Annotated in this window: 21 protein-coding genes; 8 read left to right on the top strand and 13 right to left on the bottom strand. The window is 35.7% G+C overall.

What is annotated here, in order from left to right; translation table 11 throughout:
* Nucleotides 1-489 precede the first annotated feature (489 nt).
* Nucleotides 490-1389 (top strand): helix-turn-helix domain-containing protein, encoded by a 900-nt coding sequence (locus tag FLEMA_RS0100395; RefSeq protein WP_026993743.1) that lies wholly within the window; start codon nucleotides 490-492, stop codon nucleotides 1387-1389.
* A gap of 41 nt (nucleotides 1390-1430) precedes the next feature.
* Nucleotides 1431-2420 carry an aldo/keto reductase gene (locus tag FLEMA_RS0100400; RefSeq protein WP_026993744.1) on the top strand — a complete coding sequence of 330 codons (990 nt, stop codon included), beginning with the start codon at nucleotides 1431-1433 and terminating at the stop codon, nucleotides 2418-2420.
* 1054 nt (nucleotides 2421-3474) lie between these two features.
* On the opposite strand, the gene FLEMA_RS67045 is transcribed toward FLEMA_RS0100400, so the two are convergent.
* The 6 genes from FLEMA_RS67045 to FLEMA_RS67050 form a co-directional block, all read right to left on the bottom strand.
* The gene (locus tag FLEMA_RS67045) at nucleotides 3475-5637 is read right to left on the bottom strand and encodes a peptidase domain-containing ABC transporter (RefSeq protein ID WP_044170322.1); all 2163 of its coding nucleotides are present in this window, start codon (nucleotides 5635-5637) and stop codon (nucleotides 3475-3477) included.
* Nucleotides 5638-5710: 73 nt separating this feature from the next.
* A complete protein-coding gene (locus tag FLEMA_RS0100410) occupies nucleotides 5711-6229 on the bottom strand; it encodes a TlpA family protein disulfide reductase (protein ID WP_159102642.1) in 519 nt (172 codons plus the stop codon).
* Nucleotides 6230-6311: 82 nt separating this feature from the next.
* Nucleotides 6312-7010 carry a hypothetical protein gene (locus FLEMA_RS0100415; RefSeq protein ID WP_052353888.1) on the bottom strand — a complete coding sequence of 233 codons (699 nt, stop codon included), beginning with the start codon at nucleotides 7008-7010 and terminating at the stop codon, nucleotides 6312-6314.
* A 725-nt stretch (nucleotides 7011-7735) separates the two neighbouring features.
* The gene (locus FLEMA_RS0100425) at nucleotides 7736-7921 is read right to left on the bottom strand and encodes a hypothetical protein (protein WP_026993748.1); all 186 of its coding nucleotides are present in this window, start codon (nucleotides 7919-7921) and stop codon (nucleotides 7736-7738) included.
* A 60-nt stretch (nucleotides 7922-7981) separates the two neighbouring features.
* Entirely contained in the window at nucleotides 7982-9322 is a 1341-nt protein-coding gene (locus tag FLEMA_RS0100430; RefSeq protein ID WP_026993749.1) for a glycosyltransferase, read from the bottom strand.
* Nucleotides 9323-9360: 38 nt separating this feature from the next.
* On the bottom strand, nucleotides 9361-9675 hold the full coding sequence (locus tag FLEMA_RS67050; RefSeq protein ID WP_052353889.1) for a hypothetical protein: 315 nt from the start codon (nucleotides 9673-9675) through the stop codon (nucleotides 9361-9363).
* Between the two features lie 391 nt (nucleotides 9676-10066).
* On the opposite strand from FLEMA_RS67050, the gene FLEMA_RS0100440 reads away from it, so the two are divergent.
* On the top strand, nucleotides 10067-11671 hold the full coding sequence (locus FLEMA_RS0100440) for a Na+/H+ antiporter (RefSeq protein WP_026993750.1): 1605 nt from the start codon (nucleotides 10067-10069) through the stop codon (nucleotides 11669-11671).
* A 223-nt stretch (nucleotides 11672-11894) separates the two neighbouring features.
* On the opposite strand, the gene FLEMA_RS0100445 is transcribed toward FLEMA_RS0100440, so the two are convergent.
* On the bottom strand, nucleotides 11895-12281 hold the full coding sequence (locus tag FLEMA_RS0100445; protein WP_026993751.1) for a Dabb family protein: 387 nt from the start codon (nucleotides 12279-12281) through the stop codon (nucleotides 11895-11897).
* Nucleotides 12282-12583: 302 nt separating this feature from the next.
* On the opposite strand from FLEMA_RS0100445, the gene FLEMA_RS0100450 reads away from it, so the two are divergent.
* Entirely contained in the window at nucleotides 12584-13519 is a 936-nt protein-coding gene (locus tag FLEMA_RS0100450; protein WP_026993752.1) for a fasciclin domain-containing protein, read from the top strand.
* A 193-nt stretch (nucleotides 13520-13712) separates the two neighbouring features.
* On the opposite strand, the gene FLEMA_RS0100455 is transcribed toward FLEMA_RS0100450, so the two are convergent.
* From FLEMA_RS0100455 to FLEMA_RS0100475, 5 genes are read right to left on the bottom strand one after another with little or no spacing between them, the layout of a single operon-like run.
* On the bottom strand, nucleotides 13713-14024 hold the full coding sequence (locus tag FLEMA_RS0100455; RefSeq protein ID WP_026993753.1) for an AtuA-related protein: 312 nt from the start codon (nucleotides 14022-14024) through the stop codon (nucleotides 13713-13715).
* A complete protein-coding gene (locus FLEMA_RS0100460) occupies nucleotides 14021-15352 on the bottom strand; it encodes an acyclic terpene utilization AtuA family protein (protein ID WP_026993754.1) in 1332 nt (443 codons plus the stop codon). Before FLEMA_RS0100460 ends, FLEMA_RS0100455 begins: the two co-directional genes overlap by 4 nt.
* Entirely contained in the window at nucleotides 15349-16647 is a 1299-nt protein-coding gene (locus tag FLEMA_RS0100465; RefSeq protein ID WP_026993755.1) for a CitMHS family transporter, read from the bottom strand. Before FLEMA_RS0100465 ends, FLEMA_RS0100460 begins: the two co-directional genes overlap by 4 nt.
* 6 nt (nucleotides 16648-16653) lie before the next feature.
* Nucleotides 16654-17523 carry an alpha/beta hydrolase gene (locus tag FLEMA_RS0100470; RefSeq protein ID WP_026993756.1) on the bottom strand — a complete coding sequence of 290 codons (870 nt, stop codon included), beginning with the start codon at nucleotides 17521-17523 and terminating at the stop codon, nucleotides 16654-16656.
* An 11-nt stretch (nucleotides 17524-17534) separates the two neighbouring features.
* Nucleotides 17535-18407: an alpha/beta hydrolase gene (locus FLEMA_RS0100475; RefSeq protein ID WP_026993757.1), complete on the bottom strand. Its 873-nt coding sequence runs from the start codon at nucleotides 18405-18407 to the stop codon at nucleotides 17535-17537.
* Nucleotides 18408-18711: 304 nt separating this feature from the next.
* Here FLEMA_RS0100475 and FLEMA_RS0100480 point away from each other — a divergent pair, with 304 nt between their 5' ends.
* From FLEMA_RS0100480 to FLEMA_RS0100495, 4 genes are all read left to right on the top strand, one after another.
* Nucleotides 18712-19935, top strand: coding sequence for a hypothetical protein (locus FLEMA_RS0100480; RefSeq protein WP_026993758.1), 1224 nt, complete (start codon nucleotides 18712-18714; stop codon nucleotides 19933-19935).
* A gap of 301 nt (nucleotides 19936-20236) precedes the next feature.
* Nucleotides 20237-21283 carry a sensor histidine kinase gene (locus tag FLEMA_RS0100485; protein ID WP_026993759.1) on the top strand — a complete coding sequence of 349 codons (1047 nt, stop codon included), beginning with the start codon at nucleotides 20237-20239 and terminating at the stop codon, nucleotides 21281-21283.
* Entirely contained in the window at nucleotides 21280-22044 is a 765-nt protein-coding gene (locus tag FLEMA_RS0100490; RefSeq protein WP_026993760.1) for a LytR/AlgR family response regulator transcription factor, read from the top strand. The genes FLEMA_RS0100485 and FLEMA_RS0100490 overlap by 4 nt, the downstream gene beginning before the upstream one ends.
* Before the next feature lie 9 nt (nucleotides 22045-22053).
* On the top strand, nucleotides 22054-22758 hold the full coding sequence (locus FLEMA_RS0100495; protein WP_229359301.1) for a hypothetical protein: 705 nt from the start codon (nucleotides 22054-22056) through the stop codon (nucleotides 22756-22758).
* Between the two features lie 16 nt (nucleotides 22759-22774).
* Here FLEMA_RS0100495 and FLEMA_RS76705 read toward each other — a convergent pair whose 3' ends face one another.
* Nucleotides 22775-23038 carry a hypothetical protein gene (locus FLEMA_RS76705; protein ID WP_144080020.1) on the bottom strand — a complete coding sequence of 88 codons (264 nt, stop codon included), beginning with the start codon at nucleotides 23036-23038 and terminating at the stop codon, nucleotides 22775-22777.
* Nucleotide 23039 lies beyond the last annotated feature (1 nt).

Raw genomic sequence — 23039 nt, forward strand, 5'->3', positions numbered from 1 at the left:
GACATGGAGTACTTCACGAGTTTTTACCATTTTTCTCTGTGAAGCTCCATATTTAACCCACAGATAATAGCTATTTTACTTTTTGAGATTTTCCTATTGGTTAGCATACCTGTTGGCTAGCTAATAGGAAAACTCATTACAAAAATTTATTGTTGAAAAACAAGCTAAAACGCTGTATTTCTTAGGGTTTCGCTCACCAAAACTATTTCAGCATATTTTCTCTAGTCCAAAGCATGTTTTGATGTATCTGGCAATTACAGCCAATACTTCCCTTAAATGCCATTGTTCTATTTATCTACAAAAAATAGCCTCTCAGCTATCCGCCCTATCTTCCAAGTTGATTGATTAGTAATTATTTGATTTTCGTAAGTAATAGTTTGATTTTTGTTCAAAATACGTCGGTTATTCTTCTACTTTTGCGAGAAATAAAATACGCTATTCTTTATAAAAAAGCTAGAAATAGCCTTCAATCCTATTTGTTGAGCAACTATGGAAAAAGCAGAAACTCTTGCCGACTTCTACCAGAAAAAATTCGATTGGATACCCGATAATATTCGAGGCGAAATTGGGCATTTTAATGTATTTCGCTTAGACCCTTTTACTAAGAATAAACCGCAACCTATTCCTTATAAGAGGCGAGATTTCTATAAAATTATGCTGGTAAAAGGCCATAGTAAAGTTCACTATGCCGATAAGGTCATGGAAGTTCAAAAACAAGCCCTTTCCTTTTCAAACCCTCATATTCCTTACAAATGGGAACATTTAGACAATATCCGAGAAGGATTCTTTTGTATTTTTAATCAGCATTTTTTTCATCAGTTTGGTAATTTGTCTCAGTATCAAGTTTTTCAGCCTAATGGTATTCATATTTTTGAACTCAACGACCAACAAGTAATAGCAATTACCCATATTTATGAGCGAATTTTTGAAGAAATTAACTCCGATTATATTCATAAATATGATGTGCTTCGCAACCTTGTTTTTGAGTTACTACACTTTGCCATGAAAATGCAGCCCTCTGCTCAATTCGACAAGCAGCATATCAATGCTTCACAACGAATAGCTACTTTGTTTTTGGAACTGCTTGAACGCCAATTCCCTATCGATGAAAGCCATCCAACCATTGGTATTAGGGCAGCCTCTGATTTTGCCAACCAGCTCAATATTCATGTCAATCACCTCAATAAAGCTGTAAAAGAAATCACTCAAAAAACCACCTCTCAGCTCATTGCGGAAAGGATTTTGCAAGAATCGAAAGTATTGCTAAAACATAGCAATTGGAATATTGCAGAAATTGCCGATGCTTTAGGATTTACAGAAGTTACACATTTTAATAATTTCTTTAAGAAGCATACAACCGTGAGTCCTTCAAAATTTAGAAGTATTTGATTTTTGTAAGTGAATTATCATATTTAATTATCGTTATAAACATGGAAAAGCGTAAATTAGGCAATAGCCTAGAAGTATCAGCTATAGGATTAGGTTGTATGGGAATGAGCTTTGGCTACGGCCCAGCAGGCGACAAAGATGATATGATAAAAGTAATTCGCTCGGCAGTAGAGCAGGGAGTTACTTTTTTTGATACCGCCGAAGTATATGGCCCTTTTACTAACGAAAAGTTATTGGGCGAAGCCTTAGCTCCTTTCAAAGATGAGGTTGTGATTGCTACAAAATTTGGATTTGAAATCGACCGTGTACAAAACAAATATATTGGTGTAAACAGCCGCCCTGAGCATATCAAACAAGTAGCTGAAGAATCCCTAAAAAGGCTAAATGTAGAGGTTATCGACTTGTTTTATCAGCACCGAGTAGACCCCAACGTACCCATTGAAGACGTGGCAGGGGCAGTAAAAGACCTTATTCAGGAAGGGAAAGTAAAACACTTTGGGCTTTCAGAAGCAGGAGCAAATACCATTCGTAAAGCTCATGCTATACAACCTGTTGTAGCTTTGCAAAGTGAATACTCGCTCTGGACACGCCAACACGAAAAAGAGATTCTTCCTACTATCGAAGCATTAAAAATTGGATTGGTGGCTTATAGCCCTCTGGGAAAAGGCTTTTTGACAGGAAAAATTGATGTTAATACACAGTTTGCCGACGGCGATATTCGCAATGTATTGCCACGATACACCGAAGAGGCTCGCAATGCCAACAAGGCTCTTTTAGCTATTATCGAGCGATTTGCACTAGAAAAAAACGCAACAAATGCACAAATAGCCTTGGCTTGGGTGTTGGCTCAAAAACCTTGGATTGTGCCTATTCCAGGAACAACTAAAGTACATCGCTTGACAGAAAATAATGGTGCAGCCACTATTCAATTTACGCCTGCTGAACTACAAGAAATAGAAAGAGCTTCGACACAGGTCAAAATTGTGGGCAGTCGCTACACCGAAGCAATGGAAAAATCCACAGGTTTGTAACCACCACTTCCATACTTTTATTGAGGGAAATATTAAGGAGTTTTTTGAGCCAGTAAGCCAACAATACCCAGTAAATCAATTCAAAAACGTTGAATAATTGAAGTGGATATATTTGTAGGCAAGCAACCAAAAAAGGAATTTCTGCCAGCATGACTGCTTTAAATAGTATTGAAAAAACTACTTTACGGTCAAAGAAAAAGAAGCCTGTTTGTAGAACAAGAGTAACAAGAAAAATTTAATTAAATAAAAGCCAGACATAAGTATGATATTCATGCCCATTGATGAGACTGTTCAATAATATTATCCCTTTTTTCTACTATTAACTATTCAGATAAAAACTATAATAGAGCGTATTAGAAAGTAAAAGAGATTTATCACAAATGTTAATATCAATGAATATATGTGGATTATAGTTGTTTGAATGTTGCAAATAAGTTTTTCATATACACCTATAATTCATTTTTTTATATCTCTATTTAATAATTGTATTAAGGTATAAAATGAAGGTATTACTGAAATTAATATAAATACAATAACTAATTCTTTTGGAAACGTTAAGAAACCCATGATTGTTAGTATGAGTATAATAGAGAATATCAATGCTATGATGTTTAAAATTTTGAGTAGCATGGGATGACAGTATTTACGTTTATGCCATCTGAATGTCACTGTTCTCTCCATAAAATTATAATAATAGACACATTTAATAATATCGATTTATTTTAAATACTTATACCTGATCATAGCTAATTAAAAATACCCGTGAAACCCCATTATAGACTTAAGCTTTCTAAATATGAATGTCCTAATAGCTTTAAATTCTCATATAATTCTGATGTTGAAGCATTCTACTTTAAACAGTCATGGCATCAAACTCACTGATTCCATACTGAGGTAAAGCCATTATTGACAATGTCAAGGATATTTTCTAATTTTTTAATACTAAGAATTGGTTTCTATAATTCGAAACCACAAAATATAATATTTCAGATACTTAGTTTTTTCTATCAATACTTTTCAAGAACTATCCCCAAAAACAATGTATTCTCATTTATCAAGTGTAACTAATCTGAGTATTAACAATGTTCATCTCATATGTAATACCCTTTTCTAAAATAAAAACATTATCTGCTTTCTCGGCGATACTATTACGGTGAGTAACCATTAAAATCCCTATTTCAGATTTCAATTTTCTGAGTAAATCAAGCACAAATTGTTCTGTTTGACCATCCATTGCAGAAGTGGCTTCATCAAGTAATAATATACTTGGCTGACTATATAAAGCTCTTGCCAAAGCGACTAATTGTTTTTGCCCTCCTGAAAGATTGATACCTTCTTCACCTACGATTGTTAAATAGTTTTGTGGAAAATTGTCAAATATTGTATCTAAACCAATTGATTTACAAAACTCTACGGCTTTTTCTCCTTCGGTTATTACATCGCCTAATATGATGTTATCAATTAATGTTCCATTGAAAATCTTAACATCTTGCGGAACAACGCCTATCTTTCCACGCCAAACATCTGGGGCTATATCATTGAATGGTAAATTATCATTGATAATTATTTCGCCCGCTTCATAATTCTGAAATTTTTGTAGAATCTGTAATAATATACTTTTTCCAGAACCCACTTCCCCTAATAATACGACCATTTTGCCTTTACCAACCGAAAGTGAAACGTTTTTTAGCAATTGACTTCTCCCTACAAAACGAAAAGATAAGTTATTGATTTTTAAAGAATTAACATATTTCAACTTTGTAATATTCCACTTCTTTTCTTTATTATTTTCCGGTTTAATACTCGCAAATTCATACATTCTTTCAAAAGCAACTTTGGCTTCTTGGAGTTGTATATTCGTTGTTGTCAGTCTCCCAACTGACCCAATCATACCCGATGCAATGGAGATTATTGCCATCATTTCACCAATTTTGATATCTTTATGTAGCACTGCAAATGACGAAACAGATAAAATAACAGTAATTAATAGTGTATTTAAAACCTCATTCCAAAGTCCGTAGCGATTGCCTAATGTACCTAAGTCATAAACTTTTTGTTGAAAAAATTGATAATAAACCTTTCCAATTTGCCCAAACAATGATTCTTTATTCACTGCCTTAATGACAGAAATCCCTGTGATTGCATCCACAAAATGGCTTTCCGTACTAGCATATTGACTCATTACGTCTTTTTGATGTTTGATGATTCCATCATTGTATTTCCATATCAAAAAGCCAAATAATGGCAAACTCAACAAAGACAGCAAACCAACCGTTATGGAATAATTGAAAATGTAAACTGCTGAAACTAATAGAACCAATACATCTATCACAACATTGCCTGTGAGATAACTAATAACGTGTTGGATTCGGCGGGTATCGTTGAGTCTTGCGACGATTTCACCCGTTTTGCGAGTATCAAAAAATGACTTGGGAAGACGTAAGAGTTTATCATAAAAATCATCCATCAAACGATTATTAAAATCTCTACTTTGACGAAGTAAAAAGAAACCTCTCAAATAACTCAACCCTGCCCTTGCCAATAATAAAATACACAATAAGCCCATCCCTAACCATAAACGTTGGATTTGGTGTTTGGGTAGAATTTCATCTAATAATTTCTGACTAAAGATAGCAGTAGTCATACCCAAAGCTGCTAAAACAATCCCTAAGACTACGGCAATTGAAAGCATAGGAGCATCTTCTCGTAATAAATCTTTGAACCATACAATTTTTTTATGATTATTTTGGGGGACTTTCTCAAAGGATTCTGTAGGATTCAAAATCAAAACTGCCCTTGTTTTCCAACGATATAATAATTCTTCTTCGCTCCATGTTTCAATGCCTCTGGCTGGGTCGCCAATAATAAAATCCCCATTGGCTAATGCCTCAAAGCAAACCACATAATGTTCTAATTTTTCATCAATTACAACGTGCAGAATACAAGGAAAAGTCGCTTCTTTTTTGAAAACCCCAAGGTCATCTACTTCAAATGCCTCTGCTTGAAAATTCAGACTATTGGCTGATTGTTGTAGACCTAAAAGGCTTGTCCCTTGAATACTCGTACCACTTGATTCACGCAAGCGTTCAAGGCTACTTTCGCCTCCGTGATAGTGAATAATGGATAAAAGACAAGCTACGCCACAATCGGATTCGTCTTGTTGAAGCACAAATCTTTTGATTATATAAGATGAGTTTGTAGAAAAATTATTTTTCATAAATTTAGGCAAAAAGAAGGGTAAAATCCACACCAATAAGAAAGATGAGAACCTGAATTAACTTTTATATAATTTATCGCTTTTGTTTAGTTTTGACATATTTCAAGAGTGCTTCCACTTTTGTTTCACCTTTAAATTCCTTTTGTAATGTATATTCATGGTCATAAATAAAAATATGAGGTATTGAAATTGAGCCAAATACTTGGGTTACTTTTTCAGCTTCGAGATATGCTAAATATGAGTGGGGATGTGTTTCTAAGGCATATTTTTTACCAAATGTTTTGATTGAGGAACTATCCGCAAAAGAAATCCACCATAAATTTACACCCACAAATTCTTTTTGTTTTTCCGTAATAGTTTTTGCTTCATATTGGCAATGCTGACATTCTGGGTGGAAGAAAAGTACAATCGTTGAAAACTCATTTATGCTTGGTTTTTCTCCTATCCATTGAAAAGTTGAAGGCGAAGGTTGGCGTTTTATTTGCTCTACAAATTCATTTTTAGCCTTAATTTTTTGATAAGATTGATAGCCAAAATAAGTCATTATTGACAAAATGGATAATATCAGACCAAATAATAATAGTTTTTTCATAAGGTAGAAATTCATTCTATGGTATATGTATTTAAAAAAAACGTACTTAAATATTCCCCCTCGGGGCGATCAAACGTTTCTGTTAGGGGGCTATATTTATGCTCAGAAATGTTATGAATACTACCCAAAGCAAAAGCCCAGTACCATAACTAGAAGCCACCACTTCCATACTTTTATTGAGAGAAATATTAAGGAGTTTTTTGAGCCAGTAAGCCAACAATACCCAGTAAATCAATTCAAAAACGTTGAATAATTGAAGTGGATATATTTGCCAAGTAGACAGACTTTTGACATCAAATAATTGTAAAGCTGAAAGAGGAAAAAAATATTGTAAATCGTTTAAAGTATAGTGCGTTTGGATAAATAAAAACCAAAATAGTTTAATAACAGGAACAACCAAAAAAGGAATTTCTGCCAGCATGACTGCTTTAAATAGTATTGAAAAACCTACTTTACGGTCAAAGAAAAAGAAGCCTGTTTGTAAAATAAGGGTAACAAGTGTAAATTTAATTAAATAAATAAAAGCCAGACATAAGTATGATATCCATGCCCATTTATGAGACTGTTCAATAATATTTTCAATTTTTTCAATAGTTAACTGTTCAGATAAAGAGTTATAATAGAGTGTATTAGAAAGTAAAAAAAAATTTATCGCAAATGTTAACATCCATGAATAAATAATTAAACCAATGTATATATATCTATTTTTAAGAGTACGTAAATAAATCATTGAATATCGGGGAGTTATATTTTTTTTGAGTACTGCAAATAAATTTTTCATATACACATATAATTCATTTTTTTATATTTCCATTTAATAGTTGTATTAAGGTATAAAATGAAGGTATTACTGAAATCAATATAAATACAATAACAAATTCTTTTGGAAATTTCAAGAAGCCCATGATTGTTAGTATGAGTATAATAGAGAATATCAATGCTATGATGTTTAAAATTTTGAGTAACATGGTATGACAGTATTTATGTGAATTGTTTTAAATTGATTTTGAAAACATTGAAAAAGAAAAAAGAATGAACAAAAGTATTTGAGTGTTTTTTTAATATATATCAACGTAAGACACATTGCTTTTTTTTAAGCTCCGAAATAACATGTTTAGTTTAATTCTGAGTTTCATAAGTTTATGCTGAGATTATACAGAAAGTCGAAATATTTTTCGCTTAAATATTTTATTCTAAATATATTTACTTAGAATCCTATATTATCAAATTTTATACTTCAGCGTAAAAATTAAATGATTTTGGGAAAATTATTTAATTTAATCTCCTATACAACCTCAGCATAGTAAAATTATCCGCAAACATAGACTGCGGCACCGCAAGCTGCGACAGCCCGCAAGCCAGGGATTATAACCGCTGGAGTCCAGCCAACTGCAATTGTAGCACCAACGGCTGCACCGCATCCAAGACCAGCAAAAAAGCACCCCCATCCCCCACCATTGATTCTTTCAAGATTTTCTATTTTTTTCATGATTTTCAATTGTTATATTATTTACAAAAATACGCACCAGCTAAACCGACAGTTCCAACAACTCCTCCCAAAGCCCAACCTATTGGATTCCAAGAATTTGCCAGAATAATACCTGCAGAACCCACAACCATTCCCATTACTAAACTGCACCTATCACTTCCTCCATGTAAATGCTCAATGTTCAATGTCTCTAATTTTTTCATAATTACTATTTTTTAAGAATAGCCTTGCAATATCACAAGGTATCGTAAACTTACAGGATGCTACTGAACTAAAAGTTCAGTGGAGAAAAAATCTTCTAAAAAACTTTCATTACTATATTTCTCATATAATACTTCACTGAATATTTGTGTTTTCTGTTGATAAATGGGGTTGTTTAATAACTCATTAATCGTGTTCTCAATGGCTTTCTTACTATCCTTTAGCTTTGCCTTTATACCCAAACCATGATAAACTACTCGTGCAGTATTGCCATTCTGATCCCATTTATTATTAAGTGGTACAAGCAACATTGGTACGCCAGCGTAGGCACTTTCCAAAACAGAATTTAAACCTCCATGCGTTATAAAAACATTCACTTCTTTTAATAAGCCTCTTTGTGGTACGGTTTCTAAAATTTTTATATGTTTTGAGGCTGTTTTGAGGTTGTTTTTTAATTCTTTCCCAACGGATAATATCAAATAACAATTGTTATCTTTTTCAAAAATAGAGCATAATTTCTCGAAAAAATGTGCTGATTTACCCTTCGTATGTACATTATGTAAAGTACCTAATGATGCGTAAATAATCTTTTTATTTTGGCTTTTAGCGTTGTTTACAAAATTTTGTAAATTATCAGGAAGTATTTGTTTTTGGGTGTCGGTCATTAAGCCTAAATAGTGCTGATTAGTATTTTTTGGTTTGCCCAAAAATTCTATTTCCTGAGGTGCTAAAACCCATTCTTCAATACTTTGAAACCCTACATGAAATACTTTATCATCAATGATAGCATATTTTTTTAAAATATGATTCTGCTTGAATTTTCGTTTGATAAGTAATGAATTACTCAACCCTAAAAAACGAATCAAATCAAAGCTTTGTGATAAGGCACGTTTTATCTTCATTTTTTGCCATGCTATCTTTACTTTATTGGCATTATCAGGCAAAATAAAAGTATTCAAAGGTGGTGTAAAACCGTCATTATAAGGCGAAAGCATAGTTTGGACAAAAACTAATTTAATGACACTTTGTCTAATGAGTGATTCTATTAGAATAAAGTCTGTGCTATAAAAAGAATCAACCAAAATTAGGTCAGGCTGATATTTGTTTAACCATTTCTCATAATCTTTCTTGCGTTCATTATAACTCAAATCTTGAAATCTATCCAATAGACTTTCCAAATAGGGGCTACTGGTATTTTCATATTGCATATCCTCTAAACCAAGCCCAAAAGGTTTACTTTGAGATAATACTAACTCAAAGCCATTTTTGATGATGACCTCTCTAAATTCAGGCGTTGAGGCAAAAACACAGCGATAGCCTAATTTCTGTAAGCATTGGGCTAATTTTATAGTTGGGTTTAAATGCCCCCACGCAGGGAGCATACTGAAAAATGCCGTTTTCATTGATTCGATTTTCCTGCAAAAACGAAACTCTCACTGAATTAAAAGTTCAGTGAAAAAAAATTTCTAAAATAAATTACCGAGGATGTTCTACCACCATTCAAATTAGCGGTTTCTTGTTTGGAGAGTTTACGGAAGCCTATTTCAAAAGATCCCTCTTCGGTATAAACATAACTTCGGGTATATGGGCAGTAGTCAATAGGGAGGTGCAAATCATTGACTAATTCATCACGGAATTTATACCATGCTCGTTCAGTGATACCCAATTTTTGGGCAAGCTCTTTAGGAGTTCCTGTAGCTTTTTGTTTGATAAGTTTATCTAAGTAATTTAGGCGTTGACAAATTTTCCAAAGCATGTTATTAAAGTTGTAGTTAATTATAAAATTGTAATAGGGTATTATTCAAAAAGTACGCATAGATATTTATATAAATATATAAAGTTTTTTATTTAATTTATCACAGACCACATAAGAAATAATTATTTCATGTAATGGGCATTTTAATTTATCAAAAGTCATTTTTATACACATATCTCCCTATCACTTTTAGCCTTTCTCACTATCAAATTTGTTGTGTATAGTCCAATATTTATTAAAGTAAATTGATTTAAGCTTTGTAAATACAACCTTAATACCCTAATTTGTTGTATTCTACAAAATACCCATCGAGGTATACCTCAATCTCTGAATTGTAGTTCAAGTAACTACCTATCTAATTCCTAGTATAAGAAAAACGAACCCTTATTTTATGCAAAGTTTATTTATCGAATACGTATATCTCATTTTGATCATTTTGGCATTGGTGATGCTAGCCAACAAACTACGCATAGCATATCCTATTGTTTTGGTGTTGGGAGGGCTGGTTCTCAGTTTGGTTAATCGGTTTGCCAATATTACGATTGACCCCGAATTAGTTTTTTTTATTTTTCTACCTCCTTTGCTCTACGAAGCTGCGTGGCAGGTTTCATGGAAAGAATTTTGGAAATGGCGACGAGCTATCACAAGCTTTGCTTTTCCTGTAGTTATTATTACATCATGTGTTATAGCACTGGTAGCACAAGCCATTATTCCCGATTTTACGTTGGCTCTTGGTTTTTTGCTTGGAGGTATTATTTCGCCACCCGATGCGGTATCGGCAACCACTATTATGCGTCAGGTAAAAGTACCCAAATCGCTAGTAAGTATTGCCGAAGGCGAAAGCCTACTCAACGATGCCTCATCATTGATAGTTTTTCGCTTTGCACTGGCGGCCATTATTACAGGACAATTTCATATTCAGGAAGCAGCCAATAGCTTTTTTGGGGTAATTGTTATGGGTATATTGATTGGCTTGGTGGTGGGCTTAATTTTTTATGCTATTCATAGATGGATGCCTACCACGCCTAGTATAGAGGTAGTCCTTACTTTTGTGACACCTTATTGCATGTATAATGTGGCCGAACATTTTCACTTTTCGGGTGTATTGGCAGTAGTGAGTGGTGGGCTTTTTTTATCGAGCAAACGCCAAATAATGCTTACTTATATTAGTCGGGTTCAGAGTGTAAATGTTTGGACCAATTTTGTGTTTGTACTCAACGGCTTGGTTTTCTTGCTTATAGGGCTTCAGTTACCTGCGGTAGTGCAGCAGTTTGGCAGTATTAGTTTAGAACAAGCCATTGGATACAGCTTGATTATTTCCTTGGTTCTTATTATTACCCGACTGGTGTGTTCTTTGGGAGCATCACTTTTTACCCGTTTTATGAGTAGATTTATTACTGTAGCCGACCCCAACCCTGGTTGGAAACTCCCATTGATACATGGTTGGGCAGGTATGCGTGGCGTAGTGTCGCTAGCTTCAGCTCTTTCTATTCCGCTATTTGTGCAAGAAGGTCAGGCTTTTCCAAGTCGCAATATTATTCTTTTTATCACCTTTGTTGTTATTCTTGTCACCTTGGTTTTTCAGGGGCTAACGCTTCCTTTGCTTATCAAGAAATTAAAGCTGATCGATAAAGCCGTACCCGAACAAGAGCAGGAGGTAAGTATTCAGCACAAAATGGCCAATAACTCGCTACAATTTTTGGAGAAAAAATATGGAAAAAATTGTCTCCAAAATAGCCATGTCAGAAATTTATACGAAAGATTAACCATCGAGTTAGGTGTTTTGAGCCAAGCTATTGAAACCAAAGATACTTACGACGGCCTAGCACTAAAAAAGAATCAACTTATATACCTTGAACTCTTAGAACAACAGCGAACTTTACTCAACAAAATCAATCACCTCGATGAGTTTGACGAGGATTTAATCAGAAAATACCAAACTTTAATAGATATTGAAGAATTTAAAATCAGAGAAAAATACATTATAGTATCATAAACGCTAAAACCAATATTATGTCAGAATAAAACAATGCCTAGAATCTGTTTTTTTGAACATACATTAATATCCTCAATACGTTTTTTCTTATTAGCTGGTGAATAAATTCGCTAGCTAATAAGAAAAAAGCTCCTAAATGTATTTCCTCAAAAATCAATTTTCAGAACACAATAAATAATCTGTTTTACCAATAGTTGACACCCAAAACACTTTTATTCAATTCTTATTTTTCGGTGTAAAAGTCTACTGCGTCAACACTTTTAATGATAGCAACGCCTAGTTTTATATGTTTTTGATGCTCAGGCGAAGCACCGTATTGAGCCAACTCTTTTTCAGACACAAAACTGGATACATACACATGCTTAATCTCTTTGTTATGTTGATTGATAGGCACAACTCCCCATTCATAGCCTTTTACTTCTTTTCTTTTGAGGGCTAAGTTTTTGAAAGATTGGTCAACTTCTTTGATTTCTTTCAAAGTTGCTCCCTGTTTGAAAGTTATCGTAACTATGTGTTTCAATATTTTTGGAGCATCAGACTGGGCTTTAAGACAAAAGACACTACTAACGAGCATAATTGTAATAGCCCAAAGGGTTATTTTCTTTTTCATAAGATTGGTAAAGGAAAAGGTTATAAACTTCTAAAGTTACTTTTTATCCAATCAAGATAACTGGGTTTTTAAACTTTTGTACTAACTAATCAATAAGTTGTGTAAATAGTCTTTAAAATCTGATAATTATTCAAGCTTGATTCCTTATTCATTACTTTTAAGGATACAATGACCAATCACTCACTCCAACAAAACAGCTATTCACGCTACAAATTATACGCTTCACGCTAGTAAGTATATCCAATAGCCCAAACCCAAAGTTATAAAGGTGTTTAGAAATCAACAAAAAACCTTTAATGCTTATGAAATCTCTTAAAAAAACAGGATTCGCCTTCTTTTGTTTTGTTGCTCTTGGTCTTGTTGCTTGCAGCAACGACGACGAAAACAACACTGTTATGACCAAAGACGTAACAGATGTTGCCATTGCAGATCCGCAATTTAGTACGTTAGTGTCGGCTCTAACTAAGGCCAACTTAGTAAGTGCTTTGAAAGCAAGTGGGCCTTTCACCGTTTTTGCTCCTAGTAATGCTGCTTTTGCCAAGGCTAATATTACGAGTTTGGATGGAATCAGCAATGATGACCTAACCAAAATTCTTACCAACCACGTAGTTTCGGGTAAGGTGATGGCGGCCGATGTAACATCGGGCAGAGTGGCTACTCTCAATACCGATAGTCCCATTTATATTTCTAAAAATACCGATGGGGTATTTATCAATGGTACTGTTAAAGTAGTACAAACCGATGTAACGGCATCTAATGGTGTTGTTCATGTAATTGATAACGTGATTGTACCACCTACCAAAAACCTGGTAACTATTGCCGCAGAAAACAGTAATTTCTCGGAGTTGGTTAGTCTTGTTACAGCAGCCGACCCAGCAGTAGCAACGGCTTTGTCGCAGGCTTCAGCCAATGGCCTTACGGTATTTGCCCCAACCAACGCTGCTTTTACTGAACTTTACAAAACTGTACCAAAAGCAACCTTGCTAAGCCCTGCCAACCGTACTTTATTGACCAACGTTTTGTTATATCATGTTGTACCTGGAAGGGTATTTTCTACAGATTTACCCAATGTAAGTGGCGAGGTAGCTACAGCCAATGCCAGTGCAAAACTTACGTTTAACTTAGTGGGTGGTGCCAAAGTGAATGGTACTTCGAGTGGTGCATCTAATATCACTTCTGCTAATATATTAGCTACCAATGGTGTAATACATGTAATTGACAAAGTATTACTTCCTTAGAATAACATTCATAAAGAGCCTCCATCATGGTTGATGGGGGCTTTGTTATTTTCAAAAACACCAAAGTAAGATTTGTAACGAGTTCTCTCTTTCTTTTTAGTGATTTTGATTGAATAGCAAAGTGAGCTTTTTTATTTATAGCTCTTTGTCTCAAACACAAACCTCTACGTCCCAACGAATACAACTTACAACCTCATACCTCAATTTCCAGTTCGAGCAAAGCATAGTTGAGTGTCTTTCCGTGTGGGTCTATAGCTAAGGAGGTTGTTACGCCACCGCCCAAAGCTTCTTCACAAACAAAAAGTAAGGATGAAATATTGGGTAATTCATAACGAATGATATTGCCTTTGATGATACTTTTTAAATGCTCTTTTACTTTTTGGACTGTTACTTGTGCTACCAAACTTGGAAAATCTTCTTCTTTGAAGGGAATCAAAGACAACATCAAGGTATTGCCTTTATCGCCAGCACGACTGTGGGCGATATGGTATAATTTAGTTTTCATGATTCAAAGATTGAGAAAGAGGGATTAATACTATTGCGACTCATCAGGATAGATTGTATGCCAATGATTTCGTTGACGGATTTTCTGACACCACCACCGCCCGATGGCCCATTGGTATAGAGTGCTTCTACTTCTTCGCCGATGAGTGCCGCTGTTTCTGGTAAATTGGCCATTCCTGCAACTCTCAAACGAATTTCATAAGCGGTAGAATCGTTCTGATTGATGCCAGCATGAGCCGAACTATGACCGATATAATCAATTCTAAGAGCATCTTGGAATACTTCTGCTAAACGTAAACGGATTATTTCGCCTGCCATTTTTGCTCTTTCCATCGCAAATGCTCCTGCGTACAAAATTTCTCCTTCGCCCATAAATCCAGCCTGATAGCCAACACTAACTTTTAATTTTTCGGGTTTTGATGAGCCACTACCGCCACTTACTTGTACACAATTTGGGGCAATTTGCTTGAGTGAAACGGTGGTAAAATCTGCTGAAACATCAGGAGTAAGATAGGCAAAAGGATTGAGTACTTCATAGAGAAGTTGCTCTTTGACGGTGGCAAGGCTGATGATTCCGCCAGTGTTTTCTACTTTACTGATAACTGCTGTTCCGTCTTGAGATACATCTACCAACGGATGCCCCAAAATGGCTAAGTCAGGTACTATTTTATTGACTCCGTCAGCAAAATAACCGCCCGTTACTTGTCCTGCACATTCCATCAAATGTCCAATTACCGTAGCTTTTCCGATGAGGTCGGTTTCATCATACGACCAACCAAATTCATACATCAGCGGAGCAACTACCAGCGAAGGGTCTGCTACTCGTCCTGTAATAATAATATCAGGACCAGAAGCAATGGCTGGCAGAATACTGTCTGCCCCAAGATACGCATTGGCAGAGATGATTTTGCCAAAACTGCTTAATGGTTTGCCTGATTCTAAGGTAATTTCATTGCCTGTAATTAGTGAAAGCACATCGTCGCCAACAACAGCGGCCACCTTGATACTAATATTATTCTTTGCTGCAATTTCAGTGATTTTTTTTGCCGCCGCCAAAGGATTAGCCGCCCCCATATTACTCAGTACTTTTATACCTTTTTCTTTAATAATGGGTAAAAGTATTTCCATTCGCCTTTCTAGCAGTGGGTCATAGCCTTTAGAAGCATCCACCATTTTTCTTTTCTGAGCCAATGCAATTGTTCTTTCAGCCAAGCATTCCAGCACCAAATAATCTATTTCCCCATCCTGTGCCAGTATTTTGGCAGGTTCGAGGCGGTCGCCCGAAAAACCTGCTCCTGCTCCAATTCTTATTTTTTTCAATTCTTTCATAATAAATGAATCGCACCAGTAATGATGGCTGTCAAGGTCATTAAAAAAGTAGTCATAAAAGCCCACTTAAAAGTAAATTTCTGGTGGTCGGATAATTCAACTCCTGAAAGCCCAACCAGTACAAAAGTGGAAGCCGTGAGCGGACTTAAAGGGAAACCCACCGTCATTTGTCCTAAAATGGCTGCTCTTCCTACTTCAATCGGATTGATTCCGTAGTGGATAGCAGCTTCTTTTAACACAGGTAAAACACCGAAATAATAGGCGTCTGGCGTAAAGACAAAACTCAGGGGCATACTTGTTACACCAACCAAAGCAGGAAGGTAAGTGGCGTGTTCGGCAGGAATAAGGGTTACCAATGCCTGAGCCATAGCGTCAATCATTTTAGTGCCTGTCAGGATTCCCGAAAAAACACCTGCGGCAAAAATCATTACCGATACAAAAAACACATTGGCGGCGTGTTCTTGTAATCGGCTTTTTTGCTCAGTTTGAGAAGGGTAATTAATAAGCATTGCCACAGAAAATCCAATGATAAACAAAGCCGATGGCGGCAATAAAGCCATAATCAAACAGCCTATCAAGGAGATGGTCAGCAGGGCATTTACTAAAATGAGTTTGGGTCTTCTTGTCAGTTTTTGGGCTTTCGTCAATTCGTCGGCGTGTTTATAATCAAATGCAATGATTCCCAGCCTTTTACGTTCTTTTTTACCTAACCACCACGATACTCCCAACACCCAAATAATACCTACAATCATAGAAGGAAGTACAGGAACAAGTAAGCCAGAAGCATCCGTTTGCATGACTTGTAAGGCTCTTGCCATCGTACCAGACCACGGCACTAAGTGCATAACGCCTGCACTCAAAGCTACAATACAGGGCAGAATAAGCCGATTGATGCCCAATTTTTTATAAATTGGCAATAAAGCGGAAATAGTAATCATAAAAGTAGCTGTGCCGTCGCCGTCCAAATGGACAATCATGGTGAGCAGTGCCGTTCCCATTGTAATTTTCAGTGGGTCGCCTTTGGCCAAGTGAATGATTCCAGCAATGACGGGGTCAAAAAGACCTGCATCAATCATTAATGCAAAGTACAAAACCGCAAAAATCAACAGAATCCCCGTTGGAGCTACTTGTTTGATACCTGTTACAATCATTTCGCCAATTGCCTGTGGTTCAAAACCGCCAATGATGGCAAAAAATACTGGAATGATAATGAGCGATAACAATACTGATAATTTTCTTGAAATCACCAATACAAGGAACAGGAGTATGGTTAAAAACCCTAATAATGCCAGCATTTTATGTTATGGTTTTTTAGCTTGAAGTACTTTCTGGAAGAATAAAAAGTGATAGGGCAAAGCATTTTCCCAATAAGGCCAATCATGTTTTCCGGGTCTTTCGGTATAATCATGGGGTGTTCCGTTTGCCATTAAGAGTTTGTGCATTTCACGGTTGGGTTCAATCAGGAAATCATCTACGCCACAATCAAAAATCAAATGAAGTTTGGCTGCTTTGATTTGCTCCGTCATTGTAATCAGATTAAATCCTGGATAAAAAGGCCCTGATTCTTCCCGTTCACCAATCATTTTTTTAAAATTCTCTATGCGAATTTTGGCAAAATCCGCAGGAACTTTCCACGTACTTGGGTTGATATTCATTACGCCACTCATGCTTCCAGCAGCACAGTATAAGTCGGGATGTTTGGTAGCAATATACACAGCCCCATGTCCACCCATCGACAAGCCCGTAATTACTCGCCCTTCTCTGGTTTTGATGCTTCGGTAGTCTTTATCTACTTTTTCTCTTACTTCTTTAGAAATAAAAGTTTCGTATTGGCTTTCTTTTAGCAAAGGGCTATCAAAATAATAACTTGAAGGTCCGCCGTCGGGCATTACGATAATGACATCAAATAAATCGGACATTCTCGCCACAAGCGATTTATCGGGCGTGAGTTCTGTCCAGTTTTTATAATTTCCGCTTCCGCCGTGCAGTAAATACACGACGGGGTAATTTTTTTGCGAATGTTGATAGCCTTGTGGCGTAATCACCACTACTTTCAGCGTTTTATTCATCGCCAAGCTTTGTATCGCCAAAGTATCTGTGGTGGCAGCTTGAGCTTTTTGCCCAAATACTAAACCGACCAAGACACATAAAATAAAGGCACAGTTTTTCATGGTAAGATATTTTAATACTTGCCCGAATTGACAGATTTAAGGACTTTAGAAAAATACAGCAGGTGGTAGTAAAGAGAGTTTTCCCAATATGGCCAAGCATGACCGCCTGGTCTTTCTGAATAATCGTGAGGAGTATTGTTGAACACTAATCTGCGATGAAGTTCACGATTTGGTTCAATCAAAAAATCATCTGTTCCGCAGTCAAAAATAAGACTCACGCCATTGGTTTTCATTTTATCGGCCATCGCAACTACCGAATAGGCTTCATAGCCTTTTGGATCGGCATTGTACGAACCAATGATAGCGTCAAAAGCTTTTCTGAGGTTTTCTGTGGCTTCTTTAGGTAATTTCCAACCTTGTAAATCGGGGTTAAGTGCGCCACTCATACTTCCAGCAGCCACAAAAAGCTCAGGATATTTTCCTGATAAATACAAAGCCCCATAACCGCCCATCGAAAGCCCCGTAATTACTCGCCCATTTTTAGAAGCGATTGTTCGATAAGTTTTATCTATTTTGGTAATTACATCTTTTACAATGTAAGATTCAAACTGACTATTTTTATCAACAGGGCTATCAATATAATAACTAAATACTTCACCTTCGGGCATCACAATCACTAAATTATACTGGTCGGCTAGGTTTTGGATAAGGTTTTTGTCTGGAGCTTTGGCAAGCCAATCATTAAAATGTCCGATACCTCCATGCAATAAATAAAGCACTGGAAATGATTTTTGGCTGTTTTCATAAGACTTTGGCAGTGTAACGGCAGCTTTGTAAGTCTTATTCATTTTTGTTGAGGCGATTTCAAGCGTGTCGGTTTTAGCAAATACGCCCAATGAAATCATTTGGAAAAGAATTAAATAGACAAGACAGTTTTTTTTCATTTTTTTAAGGTTAATTATTTATATTTTTATGTTCTGAATTTTGCCAATACTTTCTTAGCAAAGTATTGTCCTTGTTATTCTCTTGAATTTGAGTGGTTAAATTGCAAGCAATTTGTACCGTCAACCAATTCATCTATGAATAAGTGGCTTTACTTCAAATGTATGAAAGGCAAGAAACTTATCATTAGTTTTGGCTGAATGAATACATTCCAGAAATCTAATCTTCATTTCTGGAAATATTTAATTATCTATTATTCAATAAATTACACAAAATACTGAGTATTGTAAATACTCATCCGACGAAATGGAATTAAAATCTGGTAAAGAAGAAATAGCTTATTTATTAGGGAAAGTCATTGAAAAATTTGAAACAGAAAGTGGTCAGAAAGTAGTGCGTAATTCAAACCGAAAAAATTATGAAGAAGTAGCCAAAGCTTTAAGTGAAATAAGTAACCAACTTCCCTTTACTTCAGCGGAGCTTCGCCACGAGGATTATGCTCCTGAAAAAACTCATCGACCATCAGAGTATCCTTTTCGCAAGTATGACATTACAGGTAATCAAATCAAAGATGCTTTTTATAATCAGATTGTTACCAATCCGAGACCGTTTTTGGTAGATTCGGCGTACATTTATCTCTTTGGTATGGGGCGTAAAGGTTTTGCTGAAAACCCTACCGACCCCGAATTGATTGACGACGAAGAAAATACTGCTACAACATCAGGCATTCAAAAAGCGGATAAAACCAGCGTTTGGGGGTGTATAAGTGATTTACCTCTTTTTGTAAAAGGCTTATTGCTATTTTTAATAGTGGGGTTTTCTACGAGTAGTTATTTTTGGCTAACAGAAAAGAAAAAACTTGAAACCCTGAAAGAAGATTTGAGTATTGTGCCGTACGTACCCTCAAAAGCAGAGATTGATAGTTTGGAAGGTATTTGGCTTTGTTATACGGGTTCTCCGCAAGCCCGTAGTTTTGACCCCGACCGATACCACATGGTAGTATCCAATATCATGAATGTCAGCTATAAAGATGGCTATTTTACATTTATTCGTTACGGCTCAAATTTTAATCACAAAGGTTTTATGCAATTTGAGTCACCTTGGTTGGTATCTGTTCACTCTCGGGTAAAGAATGCTCCTGAAAATCCATCACCCAAACATTCTTTATTAAAGTTTGAAAAAGGCAAAAGCTTTGCAAGCGTAATATCGGCTTCTTGGAATTTTGATATAGGCGAGCGAAATAAAATTATCGGTATTCGAGAAATATATATCAAATTAGGCAAAAAAGTGACCGTGAAAGAAGTAATCAATGAACCCGAAAATGCACTTTGTCGCTGTAAAATCATTAAATTAATTGAGCCAGATGGGCATATTCGTTCATTCCAATTGAAAAATGAAAACCTTGAAATGCTTCCATACGAGGGAATAAAAGGACTTTTAGACGAAAATAGTATTTTGTTAAAAGATCCAGAGAAGGGTGTTGTTTTATCAGAAGACTCGCTCAAGAGTAATAACCAATCAAAGAAATAATACTTCAAGGGTAATTTGCCATTCGCTATTTCATTTTACATTGATGGGAGCTTTAGTATTTTCAAAACACTAAGGCATCATTTTTAGTTATTTATTTATCTCTTTCCTTTTTTAGTGATTAACTGATTGAATAGCAAAGTATATTTTTCATAAACCTTATCTAATTACTGAGCTTTTTTGTTTGTAGCCCTTTGCTATAGTCAAAAAGCATTTGTTGGATAATAAAAAACCTACTATTCTGAAAATACACCCTTGATTATTAATAAGTTAATCAAAAAACACACTAATTGTTTCTTGATATATGCAAAGCCTTTATGCTCATTCATATCGCTTTTTATGGATAACCATTCTGGGGGTGTATTCGTTTGTAAATACATTACTCACCGAAACCCTGACATATTACCCCATTCCACTTAGTAGCCCTACCTTACTGGTATTGTTCCTTGTACTGATTGCTGGCATTTGGGAAGGTAGTCGCATATTATATCATTATTTGTCACTTCGGTTTTATAACAAATTATGGCACAAGCTTGCAGTGGGGTTTGTGGGGAGTATTCTACTTACGGCTACTTTAACAATAGCCATAAGCTTTTCTTATGCCTATGTTTCTGACACATGGCAAAGCCCGACATTTATTTTGTTACTCAAACTATTTTTAATGTTTGCCTTTCGGATAAACCTATTTCTGAACATCCTCAATATCATTTATCTCTATGTTCACGAACTCGAAAAAATTGCCTTAGAAGCCGAACAGCTTCGCCAAATTGGTGTACAAGCCCAATTACAGGCTATTCGTAACCAAATTAACCCGCATTTTTTATTCAATAATTTAAGTGTTTTAAGTTCGCTAATTAGCTATGATACAACGAGTTCGTTACAGTTTGTCAAACAATTTTCAAACGTTTATCGGTATGTTCTTAAAAACCACGACAAAGAATTGATTAGTATTTCGGAAGAACTCGGTTTTACGCAATCCTATTTATTTTTATTACAAAAACGTTTTCCAGAAGGAATACAAGTAGAACTTCATGTCGATGAAGGATATTTGAATTGGCAAATAGTACCTATGGCCTTACAAATGCTTCTCGAAAATACAATTAAGCACAACATTGTGTCTGTCGAAAAACCCCTAACAATTCGGCTGTATACCGATAACCCGTATTTAATACTTTCAAACAACTTACAGCCCAAAGCTGTTTATACTTCAGAATCAACTCATACAGGCTTATCCAATATTGTTCAGCGATACGCCTATTTGAGTTCTATTGATGTACAAATCATCAAAACCGACAATGAGTTTATTGTAAAAATACCCATGTTAAAACTACCCTCCGAAACATCACTATGAAAGTTCTAATAATTGAAGATGAATACCATTCTGCTCAAAGAGCCAAAAGCTTGCTCTTTGAATATGACCAAAACATTACCGTATTAGATACGGTTGATTCGGTTGAAAAAGCTACCCTTTGGCTCAGTAAAAACCAAGAGCCAGATTTATTGTTGGTCGACATCCATCTATCTGATGGGTCGAGCTTTGAAATATTCAAGAAAAATGTGGTAAAAAACCCCGTTATTTTTACTACAGCCTACGACCAATACGCTATTCAAGCCTTTAAAATCAATAGTATTGATTATTTATTAAAACCCTTAGATTTTGACGAACTAAGCCAGGCTTTGAATAAATATCACCAATTACACTATGACCGCAAGGCACTCGATACAACTGATATTCAGCGGATTATTCAGAGTATAGAGGCAAGTAACAAAAAGTATAAATCCAGATTTTTGGTCAGATACGGCGATTCACTTCAGTACAAAACAATAGATGAAATCGCCTACTTTTTTGCTGATGATAAAATCGTATATCTGGTATGTCATGATGGCAAAAAGTACATTATTGATTATACCCTAGAACAACTCGAACAACATGTACAACCTGAGTTTTTCTTTCGCCTCAACCGCAAAATTATTACCAAAATAGACGCTATCGCCAAAGTAAAAACATCTCCCAACGGGCGACTGTTCATCCAATTAAAGCCCGCCTTTGAATCAGAAACGTATGTTTCAAAAGAACGTAGTGTGGAGTTCAAAACATGGCTTGATCAATAAAAAATAATCATGAAATATATTCAAATCGCCCTCTACCTTTCATTGATGTTGATGCTTGGTATACGCCAGTCGTTGGCACAACACCAAATAAACTTACAAAACGGAAGCAAAATACTTGGTAAAATAACCCATTACGATACCAAGTCGATTTCACTCCAAACCGTCGATCATTCTGTTTGGGTATTTCCAAGTACCGAAATACTATCAATTGATACACTAGCCTTGCCCAATCTACGGTATAAATCAAAAGGCTTTGTCAATTATACTGAGCTTGGCCCACTTGCCATGAGCAACCGAGCCTCGAATGGCGTTACAACATCGGCCTTTTCTTTCCAAACTACCAACGGGTACCGATTTAGTCCTTTATGGTATTTGGGGCTAGGAGTAGGGGCCGATTTGTATGCTGTACAAACATTTGTCCCTATTTTACTTAGCTTACGAGGTGATTTGTACACAAAGACCTCTAAAATTCCCTATTATTTTGTAGAAGGCGGCTATAGTATCAACGCCACTTCTAACGATGTACCAACTATCAAATACCAAGGAGGGGCTACTTTTGCCGCAGGTTTGGGCATAAAACTTTTATTTCAAGAAAATACCAGTTTCTTGCTGGGAATAGGATACCGTTACCAACAATCTTCGATAACAGATAAAGGGCTAAAATCTTACGAAAATTTTGATAGACTTAGCATTAGGGTTGGATTTAGTTTTTGAATCAGCTAGCTATTTTCTATAATCTTAAAAATCTTGATACAACCCTTACAATCAATATTTTATGGCTATCTGGAATAGCTACCAAGGCAACCAATATCATGCTTTGGGCAATTATAGCTCTACAAATACTGGAATGCCAAAGCTCGCTATTATTCTTACGATTATAATGAATCCCATTTTGTTGTTCCTGCTGGCTATGATTGAGTGTAGAGTTTGTGGGGCTATCGCCTATCAAATTAGGACTAAAAATACACCTTTTGCCTATCCAATTATGACACATA

The organism is Flectobacillus major DSM 103, assembly GCF_000427405.1.
GTDB classification, from domain to species: domain Bacteria; phylum Bacteroidota; class Bacteroidia; order Cytophagales; family Spirosomataceae; genus Flectobacillus; species Flectobacillus major.